Raw genomic sequence first — 13,990 nt, forward strand, 5'->3', positions numbered from 1 at the left:
GTCGACGCACCGAGCGGGGCACTTCGACGCCGACTACACGAACAGGATGCGGGTAATCGCATACGGCAGCGCGACCTAGTGCGGCTGGCAACCCCGGATCGCTACGCGCGCCGCCGGCCCGGATCAGCGCGCCGCACGAAGCCGAACCCGATCAGCCAGCGCGCCGCGGCGAGCGCGGCCGCGACGAGCACCGCGAACTGCAGCGACCCCGTGATCAGGGCCAGGACGAGGCAGGTTGCCAGCCCGACGAGCAGTGCGTCGAGCTTGTAGACCGGCCACGCGCTGCCCGCGATGTCGATGGTGGCGCTGCGAGCCGGGGGATGGACCACTGCCATCTCCTCAGGGTAGTCGGAATCGTAAGTTCGGGCCAGCGAACTTTTTGTCGCCGGGAACACAGCGGATCGGCAGGGTGTTGCCGCAGACATGCCACTGACAGGTGAATACGAACCGAGCACATCCGACTGGGCCCGCGAGCAAGCCGAGGAGTACGAGAACTCCGGCGGCACCCAGGGAACGACCTTGCAGGGCAAGCCCATCATCCTGCTCACCACCAAAGGCGCGAAGTCCGGCAAGCTGCGCAAGACGCCGCTGATGCGGGTGGAGCACAACGGCGAATACGCGGTGGTCGCCTCGCTGGGCGGCGCGCCGAAGCATCCGGTCTGGTACTACAACATCAAGGCCGAGCCGCACGTCGAGTTGCGTGACGGCACGGTCAACAAGGACTACACCGCGCGCGAGGTCTTCGGCGAGGAGAAGGCGCGATGGTGGGAGCGCGCCGTCCAGGTGTGGCCGGATTACGCGGACTACCAGACCAGGACCGACCGACAGATCCCGGTCTTCGTCCTCACCCCGAGGTAGCTCCTACGCAGGTGGCCCGCGTGTCACCGCCACCCGCCGCAGCTCGCCGCCGCGGCAGGTGGCAGCATATTTCGGGTGTCCAATCCGCTCGAGGTCCTCGACGCACTGTCCGCTTCTCGTCCCGCGCTCACCGCGGACGAGATCGATGCTGCCGCCAAGCGAATTGCCGACGTCATCGATCCGACCCCGCTACAGCGCAGCGAGCGGCTGTCCAGACTGACCGGGGCGAACGTCTACCTCAAGCGCGAGGATCTCAGCGCGGTCCGCTCCTACAAGCTGCGCGGCGCCTACAACCTGGTGGTGCAGCTGACCGAGGACGAACGCGCCGCGGGCGTGGTCGCGGCCAGCGCGGGCAACCACGCGCAGGGCGTCGCGTTCGCCTGTCAGGCGATGGGGATCAAAGGCCGCATCTACGTGCCGACCACCACTCCGAAGCAGAAGCGCGACCGCATCCGGGTGCACGGCGGCGAGTTCGTCGAGCTGATCGCGGTCGGCGAGACCTACGACGCCGCCGCCGCGGCGGCCACGGGCGACGTCGAGCGCACCGGCGCGACCATGGTCCCGCCGTTCGACGACGCGCGCACCGCGGCCGGTCAGGGCACCATCGCCGCGGAGATCCTGGAGCAGCTCGACACCACGCCCGACTTGGTGATCGTGCCGGTGGGCGGTGGCGGCTGCCTGGCCGGGATCGGCACCTACTTCCGCACGCGGTCCCCGCGCACCGCCATCCTCGGCGTGGAGCCCGCTGGCGCGGCCTCGATGACCGCGGCCCTGGTGGCGGGCGGTCCGGTGACGCTGCCGGAGATCGACCCGTTCGTGGACGGCGCCGCGGTGCGCCGGATCGGCGCCGTGCCGTATGCCGCGGTGTCCGGATTCGGCGGGCGGGTGGTCTCGCACGCCTCGCTGCCGTTGCTCACCACCACCGAATCTCCCCGGGGTGCTGGCGCGTTCCAGATGATGCAGGTGGACGAGGGCGCGATCTGCACGACCATGCTCGATCTGTACCAGAACGAGGGCATCATCGCCGAGCCCGCGGGCGCGCTCACCACCACGGCGCTCGCGGAGATCACCGTGGAGCCGGGTTCGACGGTGGTGTGCCTGGTGTCCGGCGGCAACAACGACGTGTCGCGCTACGGCGAGATCATCGAGCGCTCCCTGGTCCATCGCGGCCTCAAGCACTATTTCCTGGTGGATTTCCCGCAGGAACCCGGCGCGCTGCGCCGTTTCCTCAACGAGGTGCTCGGCCCCGACGACGACATCACGCTGTTCGAGTACGTCAAGCGCAACAATCGGGAGACGGGCGCGGCGCTGGTCGGCATCGAACTCGGCGCGCCGGACGGGCTGGGCCCGCTGCTGGAACGCATGCGGCATTCCCCGATCCAGTGCGAGCGCCTCGAGCCGGATTCCCCGGCGTACCGCTACCTGACCTGAGTCCGGATCTCCGGTGCGCCAGCAGCCCCGGACTCCTGACCTCGTGGATTCTCGCGTGTCGGACCGGCTCGGGCTCCTGACCCCAGCCGGATTCTCGCGCCTCGAACCGGGTCGGGCTCCTGAGCTGCACCGGATCTCCGCGCTACTCGGCGCGGCGACTGGTGAAGTCGAAGGATCCGCCGTCGATTCCCCAGGAGATGATCCGTTCGGGGTGAATGCGGATGACCGCGCGTTCCTGGGGTGGGAACGGTGGCTCCTCGTCCTCGAGCGCCTCGGCCGTGCCGCGTACCTCGATGCCGCGAATCACGTACGGCTCCATGGAAACCTGTTGGTCGACGACGAACGAGACCCGGCTGCCCGCCTCGACATTGCGGTACTTTCGACTGGCACGCATCCGCATGCCCCCGATGTCGATCGTGCCGTCGGCGTTCACCCGATAGCTGGTCGGGTTGTTCTGCACAACGCCGTCGGGCGACACCGTGGCCAGCCGGCCGATCCCGGCCTCGGCGAGAAACTTCTGTTCGTTGCTGGTGAAGGTCATGTCAGCTACTCCTGGGTGACTTCGGTATCAGGTGTGTCCCCGGCGATCGCCGGAGGTTGTCGAGAGAAGCGAGCGCCTGTTTCTGCTGGTGCGCCGACCACCGAGGCACGCGCGGCACCGCCTGATCAGAACAGGATGAGTGCGGCGCACAGTCCGGCAATGGCGATGAACTGGAGGGTGACCCGGTACTTCAGAATGCTGTCCCACTTGTCCTGCAACGCACGGGCATCAGCCGGAATGATGCCGCTTTGCGCGGCGGCCGTCTGCCGGGAATTGATCGGCTTGGCGACGCGGACGTAGAAGGCGAGCCAAGTCAGCAGCGCCGCCACCGTGACCCCGGCCGCGACAGCGGCACCGATCTGCCCGGCCCACAGTGCGATCAGCAGTGTGAGCACCGCGGTGACCACCCCGCCCACACCGACGATCGGCATGCGCCTGTCGCCGTAGTAGTGCCCCCATCCCGCACTCATGGTCACGGTCGCGTCATCGAGCTTGCGGTACACGGACCGGGTGATCACCGCCCCGCAGACGTCGGTGCCGTAGACGACGGCATTGGAGAGAACCGCGGCGGCGGCGATGATCTGGCCGGTGACAACGAGCATTTCGGCTCCATTCCCGAATTTCTAGCATTGTTAGCAACTAGAGCAAAGGTAGCAGTCGTCCGCTATCTTGTCTAGCTTTGCTAGATTCAGACCGCCACCGCGGGATCGCACTCGGATCAGCAAGCCGCACCTGCCCGTTCGGCCGAGCAGACGCAGTCGCGAGCGAACCGGTCACCCACTGCTGGCAGATCTTCGGCCTACCTGGTCCACTGGTCGATCAACACCGCCAGGCGGGCGTCCCGCTGAGCCGGCCGCAGCCGTCCACCGCGATCCAGGGTCGCCAGCCCGTGCAGGGCGCTCCAGCCGACCTCGGTGAAGGTCTCCGGATCGTGCTCGCCCGCGAACGGCGAGAAGGCGGCGAACATGACGGCGAACGCGTCCCGCAGCGGCTGCGAGGCATTCTCGCCGAACGCGAGGTTCACCTTCATCAGGAACATCGCGTCGTAGAGCGCGGGCCGCGCGGTCGCGAAGTCGAGATAGGACCGCGCCACCGCCGCCAATGCCGCGCGCGGCTCGCCGCCCGCGGACTCCAGCGCCGCGCGGCTCCACGCGGCCATCTCCGCGATGCCTTCCTCGGCGACCGCCGTGACGATCTCGTCCTTGCCCGCGAAGTGCGAATACAGCACAGGCTGGCTGTATTCGATCCGCTCCGCCAGCCTGCGCACGGTCACCGCGTCCCAGCCCTGCGACTCGGCCAGCTCCCGAGCGGTGTCGATGATCAGCCGGTGCCGTTCGGCACGTTCCCGTTCTCGTCGCGCCTGGGTCGTCATAGACCGACCATAGCATCGCTTGAGAATCTAGTGTGACTAGATCTGAAGCCGGTTCCCCGCGTCAGGCGGCCTTGGGCGTGGCCGTGGCCGGTACCCGGCGCCGGTTCGCGCGCAGGCAGTTCAGCATCAGCGGCAGCAGCCAGAACGCCGCCGACTGGTCGTAGCTGAGCTGAGCGGCCGACAGCCGGTTGTGCACGAATCCGACCGACAGGCCGAGCCGGGGTTCGGCCCAGCCGAAGGAGCCGCCGAGGCCGATGTGCCCGAACCCGGCGTGGGCGCCCGGCATCGGCAGGGAGTGGTAGCCCAGCCGCCACATCATCGGCAGGTAGAACAGCGCGCGATCGGGCTGATAGGTCTCGACGCGGCGCAGTGCCTTCATGGTGTGGCCGCCGAGATACCTGCGGTCGGCCACCATGCCGTCATTGGCGAGAACGCCGTACATCTGGGCCAGGGCGGGCGCGGTGCACACACCGTTGCCCGCGCCGAGCTCGGTGTCCAGGATCGGCGGGCTGACGCCCTCCAGAATGGCTTCCAGACCGGGCAGGAACAGGCAGCGCGTGGCCGCGCCGAGCGCGCCGGGAATCCGGTGGCTGCGACCCAGCACCGCGGCGCCCAGCGGCTTGCCCAGCATGCTCAGCTGGGTGCCCGCCAGCGGCGCGTAGGTGATCGGCGCGTCGGCGGGCGGCCTGCCCAGGTGCAGGCCCTCGATGCCGAGCGGCTCGGCCACCTCGGTGCGGATCAGTTCGCTCAGGCCGATGCCGGTGATCGCGCGAGTCAGGCCGCCGATCAGCCAGCCGAAGGTCAACGCGTGGTAGGTGGGCACGCCGAGCAGGCGGTCGGGCTTCGCCGCGGCCAACCGCTGCTCCATGAGCTCGTGGTCGAGCACGTCGGCCAGTCCGCCGGTGGCGATGGGTGCCAGCGCGGACAGCCCCGCCCGATGGGTCAGCAGCTGACGCACCGTGATCTTGCGCTTGCCGTTGAAGCCGAATTCCGGCCAGTACTCGGAGACCGGGGCGGAATAGTCGAGCAGGCCGCGGTCGGCGAGGCGGTGCACGACGGTGGCGGCGATACCTTTGGTGGCGGAGAAGATGATCGTGCCCGTGTCCCTGGTCCACGGGGCGTCGCCACCGGAGCCGACCCAGACGTCCACCAGCGGCTCTCCGTACCGGTGCAGCGTGAACGCCGCGCCCGCACCCCGGCGATTGCCGAACGCTCGTGCGAAAGCACGCAGGAACGGTGCGAATTCGGCGGCGGCGCTGCCACCCATCCCCGGGGGAAGAACCGCGAGGTCCCCGGAAGCGACGTTGCTCATCTCTCCACGGTAATGGCGGGGAGCGATTCCGGCAAAGCGCCTGTCTCGGACAGTTGTGCGGCTGTTATCCGGCAGCGCCGGAAAATCACCGGAAAAGACCGTCCGGAGTGCGCATTCCACGCCCTCGGCGCGGGTCCGGCGGCGCCGTCTCCAGCAGCGCGAACGAGTGGCCGGGAACGGTTGTCGCCGAAGGCCCGATGGTCGGAGATTCCCAGGACAGCAGCGGGAGGCCCACGACCGGCACCGCGGCCTGGTCCTCACCGAGATTGCACACCAGGGCCAGCGTGCCGCGGTGCACGACGATCCACCGCGCGGCCTCGTCGTAGTCCACCGATACGTGCGTCAGCCAGGGATCGCTCAATTCCGCCCGCTCGCGGCGCAGGGCGAGCAGGGCGCGATAGCAGGACAGCAGCCGGGCGTGCTCCGGCTCGTCCGGTTCCGTCCAGTCGAGCTTGGAGCGCAGGAAGGTCTTCAGATCCTGCGGGTCGGGCACCTCGCCTTCGGGCCAGCCGTGGGCGGCGAACTCCTTCTTGCGCCCGGATGCGGTGGCCGCGGCGACCTCCGGATCGGTGTGCGAGGTGAAGAACTGGAACGGCGTGCGCGCGCCCCACTCCTCCCCCATGAACAGCATCGGCGTGAACGGCCCGCACAGCACGAGGGCCGCCTTGATCGCCAGCTGGCCGTCGGTCAGGTAGGCGCTCGGCCGGTCGCCGAGCGCACGGTTGCCGATCTGGTCGTGATCGCAGGTATAGGCCAGCAGCGCGCTACCCGGAATCAGGCCACGGTCGATCGGACGCCCGTGCGTGCGGCCACGGAAGCTGGAATACGTTGCCGCGTGGAAGAACCCGTGCTTCAGCGTGCGCGCCAGGCAGCGCAGCGAGCCGAAATCGGCGTAGTAGCCCTGCCGCTCACCGGACACGGCGGTGTGCACGGCGTGGTGCAGGTCGTCGTTCCACTGGGCGGTCAAGCCGTAGCCACCGGCCGCGCGCGGGGTGATCAGCGTCGGATCGTTGAGATCGCTCTCCGCGATCAGCGTCAGCGGCCTGCGCACGTGGGTGGCCAGGCGCTCCACGGCGACCGAGAGGTCGGCCAGCAGGTGGGTGGCCGTGCGGTCGACCAGGGCGTGCACCGCGTCCAAGCGCAGCGCGTCGATGTGGAAATCGCGCAGCCAGCGCAGCGCGTTGTCGATGATGTGGGCGCGCACGTGATCGGCCTGCGGCCCGTCGAGGTTGAGACTCTGCCCCCAGGTGTTGCGTCCCTCGGTCAGGTAGGGCGCGAAGCGGGGCAGGTAGTTGCCCGAGGGGCCGAGATGGTTGTAGACGACGTCCAGGCAGACCGCCAGCCCCCGCGCGTGGCAGGCGTTCACGAACCGCTGGAGGCCGTCGGGCCCGCCATAGCTCTCCTGCACCGCGTACCAGAGCACGCCGTCGTAGCCCCAGTTGTGCGTACCGTCGAAGGCGTTCACCGGCAGAACTTCCACCACGGTGACGCCGAGCGCGACGAGGTGGTCGAGCCGCTCGATCGCGGCGTCGAAGGTGCCCTCCGGGGTGAACGTTCCGATGTGCAGTTCGTAGTAGACCGCCCCGGCGTGCGGCCGCCCGGTCCAGTCCGCGTCGGTCCACCCCGCCGGATCGAGGACGTGCAGCGCCGAGCGGGCATGCACACCGTCGGGTTGGCGCGGTGAGCGGGGATCGGGCAGCACGGTCGGGTCGTCGTCGAGCAGGAAGCCGTATCGCGCTCCGCCGGCGGCGGGCACCTCGGCGCGCCACCACCCGTCCGGCGACCGCCTCATCGAGTGGACGACACCCTCCACATCCAGCCGCACCGACTCCGGTCGCGGCGCCCACACCTCGAACACAGTCACCGGGCCAGCATCGCACGGGCCCGCCCGGCTCGCCGGGTATGGACAACGGCGGGCGGCGCGTGCGGTCCCTGCTTCGCGGCCGACCGGCCAGAGTCACCGCACTCGGCCCGCGCGACCCCTGTGAGGCCGCGCGGCCCTGGCCCGAACGGCCCACGGGTGCCAGAGTGGAGGCGTGGGTGTCTATGCGGAGCACGTGCTTCCCCGGATCGTCAACGTGGCGTGCGGGATGCGGGTCAACGACCCGCTGCGTGAGCGGGTGTGCGCCGGGCTGCACGGACGTGTCGTGGAACTGGGTTTCGGTTCGGGACGGAACGTGCCGTTCTACCCGGCGTCGGTCGCGTCGGTGAGCGCGGTCGAACCGGCCGATCTCGGCTGGCGGCTGGCGAGCGAACGAGTCGCCGCGGCCACCGTGCCGATCGAGCGGGCCGGGCTGGACGGGCAGGCGTTGCCTTTCGCGGACAGCACCTTCGATTGCGCCCTCTCGACCTGGACCATGTGCACCATCCCCGACATCACCACCGCGCTCGCCGAGGTGCGCCGGGTACTCGTTCCCGGCGGGACGCTGCACTTCGTCGAACACGGGCTGGCGCCGGACGACAAGGTGCGGGCGTGGCAGAACCGGCTGAACCCGGTCCAGAAACGACTGTTCGGCGGCTGTCACCTGAACCGCGATATCCGCGCTCTGGTGACAGCCGCCGGTTTCCGGATCCGCGACGCCGAGTCGTTCTATGGGGAGGACGCCCCCCGCTTCCTGGTCGCCCAGACGCTCGGCGTCGCGGTCTCGCCCTGAGAGGCTCAGACGATGCGCACCGACAGGGTGTAGGTCGCGTTGCCGCGGCTCGGCGCCACCGAGATGGTGTAGTAGCCGCTGCGCGGCAGGGTGATCCGGCTCCAGGTCTCCTCCAGGCACAGGACGCTTCCGTCCGGCGCGGCGGTGGTGAATCGCGCGTTGCCCTCGACCGAGGTGAGTTCGGTGGTCAGCGTCTGCCCCGCCCGCGCCTCGAACGCGTAGGTGTCGGCGTCGCCGCGAACCACCGCGCCGTCGATCGACGCGTGGTTGCTCCCCGGCGCGAACTTGATCTCGTAGACCGAGCCCGCGTTCGCGGCACCCGCGCCGACCGCAGCGACGGCGAACGCGGCGGCCAGCACGGTCACGCCGAGTACGAGCAGACGCAGACCGCGGAAGATGGCTTGCATGATGATCCTCGTTTTCCTTGGTGGACAACCTTGTGCCAGAACTGTCCGTGATCCCGCCTATCGAATGCTTAACAGCCGCTTGGAGATCGAGACAGCCCACCGCGAGAGTATTGGAACGATCTGTTCAAAACTGTGTTAGCCTAGGCCCATGGCACGACCCAGGCTGTTCGACGAGGACCGCGCGGTGGAGGCGGCGATGCACGCGTTCTGGCGCGCGGGATACGAGGCGACCTCGACCGAAGACCTCTGCGCGGCGACCGGACTTGGCCGCAGCAGCATCTACAACACCTTCACCAGCAAGCGCGACCTGTTCGGGCGCGCCCTGCGCCACTACATGGCGATCAAGAACGCCGCGACCTTCGATCTGCTCGACAGCCGGGCGGAGGTGCGGGACAGGATTCGCGCACTGCTGTGGCAGATCGTCGAGGCCCCGGAGGGGGACCCGCTCGGCTGCCTCGTGGTCAACTCGACAATCGAACTGGCCCCGCGCGACCCGGAACTGGCCGCCGTACTCGCCGCCGACCATGAGCGACGGCTCGCGGTGCTGACGGACGTGTTCGAGGCGGGCAAGCGCGCGGGCGACATCGCGGCGGACAAGAACCCGGCTGCCCTGGCCCACTTCGTGATCGCCACGATCGGCGGCATGCGAGTGGCCGCACGCGGCGGCGCGGAGCGCGAGACCCTGGCCGCCATCGCGACCACCGCACTCGACGCCCTCTGAGTCGCACTTCCCACGTCCGGTGCCGGCTTTGCCGCGCCCTCATTTTGGATAGTTCAGTACAAAACAAGGAGGTACCGATGCCCGTGGCGATCTACGTCCTGGGTCTCTCGATCTTCGCCCAGGGCACCTCGGAGCTGATGCTCGCGGGCCTGCTCACCGAAATGGCCGCCGACCTCGGCGTCTCCGTGCCACGCGCGGGCCTGCTCATCTCGGCGTTCGCCCTGGGCATGCTGGTGGGCGCACCCGTGCTGGCGGTGGCGACGTTGCGCTGGTCGCGGCGCACCGCACTGCTCGCCTTCCTCGCGGTGTTCGTCGGCACCCATGTGATCGGCGCGCTCACCTCGGACTACTGGGTCCTGTTCGCGACCAGGGTGGTCGGCGCGTTCGTCTACGCCGGGTTCTGGGCGGTGGCCGCGACCACGGCGATCAGCCTGGTCCCGCCCACCGCGCGCGGCAAGGCGATGAGCATCGTCGCGGGCGGGCTGACCTTGGCCATGATCATCGGACTCCCTGCGGGCACCGTGATCGGACAGCATTTGGGCTGGCGCGCGGCGTTCTGGGCGGTCGCGCTGCTGTCGGCCGCCGCGATGATCGGCGTGCTGGCGAAGATCCCCGGCGGACGCCCCGCCGCACCGCAGCGGCTGCGTACCGAACTGCGCACGATGCTGCGCCCCGAACTCTGGCTGTCCTACGCCACCACCGCGCTCGCCATCGCCGCCCTGATGGTCACCTTCGCCTACCTCGGCGCCCTGCTGTCGCACGCCACGGGCCTCGCGGACGGCTGGATTCCGGTGGTGCTCGGCATCTACGGACTCGGCTCCCTGCTCGGCATCGTCATCGGCGGACGTACCGCCGACACCCGCCCGCTGACCAGCCTGTACGTCGGCATCACCGGCGGCGTGCTCACCTCCGCGCTGCTGGCCCTCACGGCCGAACACGCCGTGCCCGTAGTCGTGCTGGCTTTCCTGTTGGGCGCCTTCGGTTTCGGCATCAACCCGACCTTGAACAGCCGCGTCTTCACCCTCGCGGGCGACGCGCCCACCCTGGCGGGAGCCACCAACATCTCGTCGTTCAACGTCGGCATCACCGCAGGTCCTTGGCTCGGCGGACTCGCCATCGGCGCGGGCCTCGGTTACGCCGCGGTCGCCTGGATCGGCGTGGTTCTCGGCATCGCCGCGCTGGGCGTCGTCGCATGCAGCCACGCCCTGCACCGCAAGCAGGGGGTGCGGACTACGGCCGATTCACCCGCCCCCGCATTGGTCGAAGCGGTTCGGTAGCTCCCGCGCGCACGGGCAGCGGCCCTGGCCCGATAATGCGCGGATCGGGTGTGGGCCGCTGCTGTGGGCTGAGAATCCTGTTCAGTCCAGCCGATTGAACTCGCCGTCACGTACGCCAGCGGCGAAGGCATCCCAGTCGCTGGGCGCGAAGATCAACGCCGGACCGGCGGGGTTCTTCGAATCACGGACACCGACATGACCTGCCGCGAGCCAGGCGACCTGGACGCACGCTTCTTGCGCGCTGCTCCGGCTCGATTTGAACCACTGTGCATCGGCTAGGTCGATGGTCACCGTTCATATCTCCTTGCCACCTGCCGGAGCAGGTCTCGCGATGGTTGCTCCTCCAGTGTCGCGCATCGGAGCATTTCGTGAATGTCACGGTAGCGGCGAACGTCGGCATCGTCCTCGAAAGACATTGACCCTATTGTATTTTCGGCGTAGACGACGGGCGGCTCTGTCTGAATACCTCGGCTGTCTGCTGGAAAGTCGAGAATGATATATGGCAGCACCGGCTTCCCTTCCCATGGGAAACCAGCCGCGAACGGCAATATCCGCACGGTGACATTGGACCGTGTGCTCATATCGGCCATGTGCCGAAGTTCCGCCGACATGGTTTCGGAAGATCCCACGACTGTATGCAAGACACTCTCGTGCACCAAAAATTCGGCCGTAATCGGATTGCGTTGCCGAGTCAATATTGCCGCGCGTCGCAACCGGAGTTCGACCCGGCTAGCGATGTCCTCGGCCGTGTCACCCGGAAGATACGGCCGCTCCACAGCTTTCGCGTAATCGGTCGTCTGTAACAGGCCCGGAACGATCACTGGCTGATAGAAGGACAGCCTTGATGCGCCGGATTCGAGCCCTAGATACGTGCTGTATCCGGGAAGTAGCAGATGACGAGATGCCTGCCACCACGATTTCGTAGCTGATTGCTGCGCGAGCGCTTTCAGTTGATCGATCTGTTCCGCGCCGAGGCCGTACAGACTGCCGAACGCCTCCACGTCGCGCAGCCTGATCTTGTCGTTCTGCCCCTTCTCGATCCGGCCGACCGAGGTCTTGCCCATCTCCATGAGTTGCGCGGCGCGTTCGAGCGTGAACCCGGCACCTTCGCGCGCCTCCCGCAGTGCCCGCCCGAGTTGCCGACGCGGCAGTGTCGAACCAGGCTGATCGTCCTTCCCCATCGCTCCCCATTTCCCCTGCTCGGTCCGAAACGGCCCAGGTTCCGGTCCGATTCGGACGTCTGACTACGTCCCGACCGGTCCGGGCTCTGGGCGGATGGCCGACTTCATCGGACCATTCGTTTCCCCCGTACGGATGCTGTGTGCGTCGAGCAACATAGCCGCATGGCCCAGCAACATGGAAGCCTCTCCGTCGCACAAGTCCGAATCCTGCGTGCGCTGAACTGCGGGGGGATGCTCACCGAACAGCAGATCAAGGTCTCGGCCAGCCTCACCGAATGGAAGACCCGCCAAGGTCTGGCGAACCTAGTGAGCCGCGCACTCATCGTGACCGGAGCCCGAAAAGGCCGCTACGAAATCACCCAACTGGGCCGAGAAAAGCTGGCCGCCGTGGCAGTCGACAGCCACCCGGCCTGACGGCCGAGCATTTCCAGATCACCGGCACGGGCGGGGAGATCTACTCGCGAAACACCTCCGTTGTGTGCCACTCGATATCGCTGGCCCAGTCAGGGCCATGGAGGAATCAGAAGTATGTTGCGTTACGGTCAGGATGCTGGAGTTCTCGTTGCGCCGCCGGGCATTTGCGGTTCGGCCGAGGTCGAGTTGGCGCACCAGCAGATGCGGCGGCACCGGGACTGCCGGATCGATCGGTGCGCGTGGAAGTCGGTCGCTTTCCACACGCTCGTACGGCACGGCCGGATCGTGCCGCAGCGGACGAGCCCCCGCGAACGCGCGCACCTGCGTGGTATCGACTTCCCCACCGATCACGCCGGTACCGCGCTCTCCGCCGACAGCATGCCGGAACCCTGGACGTTCCAGCAGGTGCTCGAGGGTCTGCGCAAGCTCGCGGAGGATCTGCGCGCCGATTCGGGCTTCGGCTGCCAGCGGTGAGCGGCCGTGGGGATATGCGCCGTGCTGTCGAGCATCGTGACGATATGCGCCGCATGCTGCGCGGTACTGCTGTGCGTCGGGTGCGTGTGGCCCTCCGACCGGCCGCGCCGCCCCGCCGCTCGGCCCGAACCCGCCCGCACGCAGCACCATTCGCGGCTGAGCCAGTGGCCGGAAGCGTGGACATGCGCCACGCCTGCCCAGCCGTTGACCGTCGCTGGGGCACACCGCGCGATGCAGTTACACCGCGATCACGACTGCGCCCGCAAGCGCGCCGCGTTCGCCGCGTTGGTCGCCGCCGGGCGCGTCACGCCCGATTCCGCACGACAACACCACCCATGGAGACGTACTCATGAATGAGGCCGCACGAGATCCGCTCGCCGAACAGCTCCGGGAACTCACCGACCGAGCCACGCGGGCGGGCTACCGCCTGGTGCGCGCTCCGGCCGCACCGTACGACTGGGAACTGCTGGACGCCGAAGACGGTGACGTCGTCGTCTCCGCCACGAATCTCGCGCAGATCGAGCAGTGGCTCGACTCGTAACCGCCCGGCCCCCTCGACCAGCTGGTCTAGCAGCAGCCCAGGCCGGGGAGGGCCGCGAGGGAGCCCAGGCCAGGCCGTTCTTGTTGATCCGCCGGTTCACCGAGGCCAGGATGCCGCCCACGGTCACCTGGGTGCCGTCCTTGATGTCGCCTTCCAGAATGGCTCGATGGACTGAGCAAGCTGGCGGAGGAACTGTGCGCCGATGCGGGCAGGCTCGGCGTCGGCTGCGTGTGGCCGTCCGACCAGCCGCGCCCGGCCCCTCGCCGCAAACCAGCCCGCACCCAGCCACTCGCGCCCGATCCTGGCCGGAAGCATGGACATGCGGAAAACCCGCCCGTCCGCTGACCGTCGCCGAAGCCCATCATGCGATGCAGTCGCACCGCGAACACGACTGTGCTCGCAAGCGCGCCGCATTCACCGCCCTGGTCGCCGCTGGTCGCAGCACACCGGATTCCACACGACAACACTGATGGAGGAATTCCTCATCAACCGAACCGAAGCAACCACGCCGATGCCCGGACAGGCCCGGAAACTCACCGACCGAGCCACCCGAGCGGGCTACCACCTGACACGCGATCCGGTGCCCCCACACAACTGGAAGCGGATGGACGCCGAAACCGGTGACGTCATCGTCTCCGCCCGGGCCTAGCTGTACGGCCCAGGGACGTTGGTTGAGGTTTTGTGACGACACGCGGTAAGTGATCGTTGAATGGTGAAGGTCTCCTGTCGTGGAGTGGGAGTTGCTGAGACAACCACTGCATCGAACAGGAGACCTTCGTGGTCCACGCTAACGCACCCTTGACCCCG

18 protein-coding genes are annotated in these 13,990 nt (G+C 68.3%); 9 read left to right on the top strand and 9 right to left on the bottom strand.

Annotation, left to right across the window (positions count from 1 at the left end; translation table 11 throughout):
* Positions 1 to 101 precede the first annotated feature (101 nt).
* Positions 102 to 335, bottom strand: a complete 234-nt coding sequence (locus tag HOV91_RS07280; protein ID WP_174184675.1) for a hypothetical protein — start codon at positions 333 to 335, stop codon at positions 102 to 104.
* 88 nt (positions 336 to 423) lie between these two features.
* Between HOV91_RS07280 and HOV91_RS07285 the strand changes: the two genes are divergently transcribed.
* Positions 424 to 858: a nitroreductase family deazaflavin-dependent oxidoreductase gene (locus HOV91_RS07285; RefSeq protein ID WP_174184676.1), complete on the top strand. Its 435-nt coding sequence runs from the start codon at positions 424 to 426 to the stop codon at positions 856 to 858.
* Positions 859 to 933: 75 nt separating this feature from the next.
* Positions 934 to 2,289 carry a threonine ammonia-lyase IlvA gene (gene ilvA, locus HOV91_RS07290; protein WP_174184677.1) on the top strand — a complete coding sequence of 452 codons (1,356 nt, stop codon included), beginning with the start codon at positions 934 to 936 and terminating at the stop codon, positions 2,287 to 2,289.
* A 142-nt stretch (positions 2,290 to 2,431) separates the two neighbouring features.
* Here ilvA and HOV91_RS07295 read toward each other — a convergent pair whose 3' ends face one another.
* From HOV91_RS07295 to treZ, 5 genes are all read right to left on the bottom strand, one after another.
* Positions 2,432 to 2,830: a PPOX class F420-dependent oxidoreductase gene (locus HOV91_RS07295; protein WP_174184678.1), complete on the bottom strand. Its 399-nt coding sequence runs from the start codon at positions 2,828 to 2,830 to the stop codon at positions 2,432 to 2,434.
* 125 nt (positions 2,831 to 2,955) lie between these two features.
* The gene (locus HOV91_RS07300) at positions 2,956 to 3,432 is read right to left on the bottom strand and encodes a DUF1772 domain-containing protein (protein ID WP_174184679.1); all 477 of its coding nucleotides are present in this window, start codon (positions 3,430 to 3,432) and stop codon (positions 2,956 to 2,958) included.
* A gap of 197 nt (positions 3,433 to 3,629) precedes the next feature.
* The gene (locus tag HOV91_RS07305) at positions 3,630 to 4,202 is read right to left on the bottom strand and encodes a TetR/AcrR family transcriptional regulator (protein WP_174184680.1); all 573 of its coding nucleotides are present in this window, start codon (positions 4,200 to 4,202) and stop codon (positions 3,630 to 3,632) included.
* Positions 4,203 to 4,263: 61 nt separating this feature from the next.
* The gene (locus HOV91_RS07310; protein ID WP_174184681.1) at positions 4,264 to 5,514 is read right to left on the bottom strand and encodes a serine hydrolase domain-containing protein; all 1,251 of its coding nucleotides are present in this window, start codon (positions 5,512 to 5,514) and stop codon (positions 4,264 to 4,266) included.
* 85 nt (positions 5,515 to 5,599) lie between these two features.
* On the bottom strand, positions 5,600 to 7,378 hold the full coding sequence (treZ, locus tag HOV91_RS07315) for a malto-oligosyltrehalose trehalohydrolase (RefSeq protein WP_174184682.1): 1,779 nt from the start codon (positions 7,376 to 7,378) through the stop codon (positions 5,600 to 5,602).
* A 172-nt stretch (positions 7,379 to 7,550) separates the two neighbouring features.
* On the opposite strand from treZ, the gene HOV91_RS07320 reads away from it, so the two are divergent.
* A complete protein-coding gene (locus HOV91_RS07320; RefSeq protein ID WP_174184683.1) occupies positions 7,551 to 8,168 on the top strand; it encodes a class I SAM-dependent methyltransferase in 618 nt (205 codons plus the stop codon).
* Positions 8,169 to 8,173: 5 nt separating this feature from the next.
* On the opposite strand, the gene HOV91_RS07325 is transcribed toward HOV91_RS07320, so the two are convergent.
* Positions 8,174 to 8,575 carry a hypothetical protein gene (locus HOV91_RS07325; RefSeq protein ID WP_174184684.1) on the bottom strand — a complete coding sequence of 134 codons (402 nt, stop codon included), beginning with the start codon at positions 8,573 to 8,575 and terminating at the stop codon, positions 8,174 to 8,176.
* Between the two features lie 148 nt (positions 8,576 to 8,723).
* Between HOV91_RS07325 and HOV91_RS07330 the strand changes: the two genes are divergently transcribed.
* Positions 8,724 to 9,296, top strand: coding sequence for a TetR/AcrR family transcriptional regulator (locus tag HOV91_RS07330; protein ID WP_174184685.1), 573 nt, complete (start codon positions 8,724 to 8,726; stop codon positions 9,294 to 9,296).
* 77 nt (positions 9,297 to 9,373) lie between these two features.
* On the top strand, positions 9,374 to 10,573 hold the full coding sequence (locus tag HOV91_RS07335; protein WP_174184686.1) for a Cmx/CmrA family chloramphenicol efflux MFS transporter: 1,200 nt from the start codon (positions 9,374 to 9,376) through the stop codon (positions 10,571 to 10,573).
* A gap of 81 nt (positions 10,574 to 10,654) precedes the next feature.
* Here HOV91_RS07335 and HOV91_RS07340 read toward each other — a convergent pair whose 3' ends face one another.
* On the bottom strand, positions 10,655 to 10,864 hold the full coding sequence (locus HOV91_RS07340) for a DUF397 domain-containing protein (RefSeq protein ID WP_174184687.1): 210 nt from the start codon (positions 10,862 to 10,864) through the stop codon (positions 10,655 to 10,657).
* On the bottom strand, positions 10,861 to 11,754 hold the full coding sequence (locus HOV91_RS07345; protein ID WP_174184688.1) for a helix-turn-helix domain-containing protein: 894 nt from the start codon (positions 11,752 to 11,754) through the stop codon (positions 10,861 to 10,863). The genes HOV91_RS07340 and HOV91_RS07345 overlap by 4 nt, the downstream gene beginning before the upstream one ends.
* A 162-nt stretch (positions 11,755 to 11,916) precedes the next feature.
* Here HOV91_RS07345 and HOV91_RS07350 point away from each other — a divergent pair, with 162 nt between their 5' ends.
* From HOV91_RS07350 to HOV91_RS07365, 4 genes are all read left to right on the top strand, one after another.
* Positions 11,917 to 12,168, top strand: a complete 252-nt coding sequence (locus HOV91_RS07350; RefSeq protein WP_174184689.1) for a hypothetical protein — start codon at positions 11,917 to 11,919, stop codon at positions 12,166 to 12,168.
* A 114-nt stretch (positions 12,169 to 12,282) separates the two neighbouring features.
* The gene (locus HOV91_RS07355; RefSeq protein WP_174184690.1) at positions 12,283 to 12,642 is read left to right on the top strand and encodes a hypothetical protein; all 360 of its coding nucleotides are present in this window, start codon (positions 12,283 to 12,285) and stop codon (positions 12,640 to 12,642) included.
* A 349-nt stretch (positions 12,643 to 12,991) separates the two neighbouring features.
* Positions 12,992 to 13,183 carry a hypothetical protein gene (locus HOV91_RS07360; RefSeq protein ID WP_174184691.1) on the top strand — a complete coding sequence of 64 codons (192 nt, stop codon included), beginning with the start codon at positions 12,992 to 12,994 and terminating at the stop codon, positions 13,181 to 13,183.
* Positions 13,184 to 13,652: 469 nt separating this feature from the next.
* On the top strand, positions 13,653 to 13,832 hold the full coding sequence (locus HOV91_RS07365; protein ID WP_174184692.1) for a hypothetical protein: 180 nt from the start codon (positions 13,653 to 13,655) through the stop codon (positions 13,830 to 13,832).
* The last annotated feature ends 158 nt before the right edge of the window (positions 13,833 to 13,990 follow it).

This window comes from Nocardia barduliensis (assembly GCF_013315795.1).
GTDB lineage: Bacteria > Actinomycetota > Actinomycetes > Mycobacteriales > Mycobacteriaceae > Nocardia > Nocardia barduliensis.

Excerpts from the sequence above, each read along its gene's own strand:
- HOV91_RS07280 (WP_174184675.1), bottom strand. The coding sequence starts at position 335 with ATGGCAGTGGTCCATCCCCCGGCTCGCAGCGCCACCATCGACATCGCG.
- HOV91_RS07285 (WP_174184676.1), top strand. The coding sequence starts at position 424 with ATGCCACTGACAGGTGAATACGAACCGAGCACATCCGACTGGGCCCGC.
- HOV91_RS07295 (WP_174184678.1), bottom strand. The coding sequence starts at position 2,830 with ATGACCTTCACCAGCAACGAACAGAAGTTTCTCGCCGAGGCCGGGATC.
- HOV91_RS07300 (WP_174184679.1), bottom strand. The coding sequence starts at position 3,432 with ATGCTCGTTGTCACCGGCCAGATCATCGCCGCCGCCGCGGTTCTCTCC.
- HOV91_RS07305 (WP_174184680.1), bottom strand. The coding sequence starts at position 4,202 with ATGACGACCCAGGCGCGACGAGAACGGGAACGTGCCGAACGGCACCGG.
- HOV91_RS07310 (WP_174184681.1), bottom strand. The coding sequence starts at position 5,514 with ATGAGCAACGTCGCTTCCGGGGACCTCGCGGTTCTTCCCCCGGGGATG.
- HOV91_RS07325 (WP_174184684.1), bottom strand. The coding sequence starts at position 8,575 with ATGCAAGCCATCTTCCGCGGTCTGCGTCTGCTCGTACTCGGCGTGACC.
- HOV91_RS07330 (WP_174184685.1), top strand. The coding sequence starts at position 8,724 with ATGGCACGACCCAGGCTGTTCGACGAGGACCGCGCGGTGGAGGCGGCG.
- HOV91_RS07335 (WP_174184686.1), top strand. The coding sequence starts at position 9,374 with ATGCCCGTGGCGATCTACGTCCTGGGTCTCTCGATCTTCGCCCAGGGC.
- HOV91_RS07345 (WP_174184688.1), bottom strand. The coding sequence starts at position 11,754 with ATGGGGAAGGACGATCAGCCTGGTTCGACACTGCCGCGTCGGCAACTC.
- HOV91_RS07350 (WP_174184689.1), top strand. The coding sequence starts at position 11,917 with ATGGCCCAGCAACATGGAAGCCTCTCCGTCGCACAAGTCCGAATCCTG.
- HOV91_RS07355 (WP_174184690.1), top strand. The coding sequence starts at position 12,283 with ATGTTGCGTTACGGTCAGGATGCTGGAGTTCTCGTTGCGCCGCCGGGC.
- HOV91_RS07360 (WP_174184691.1), top strand. The coding sequence starts at position 12,992 with ATGAATGAGGCCGCACGAGATCCGCTCGCCGAACAGCTCCGGGAACTC.
- HOV91_RS07365 (WP_174184692.1), top strand. The coding sequence starts at position 13,653 with ATGGAGGAATTCCTCATCAACCGAACCGAAGCAACCACGCCGATGCCC.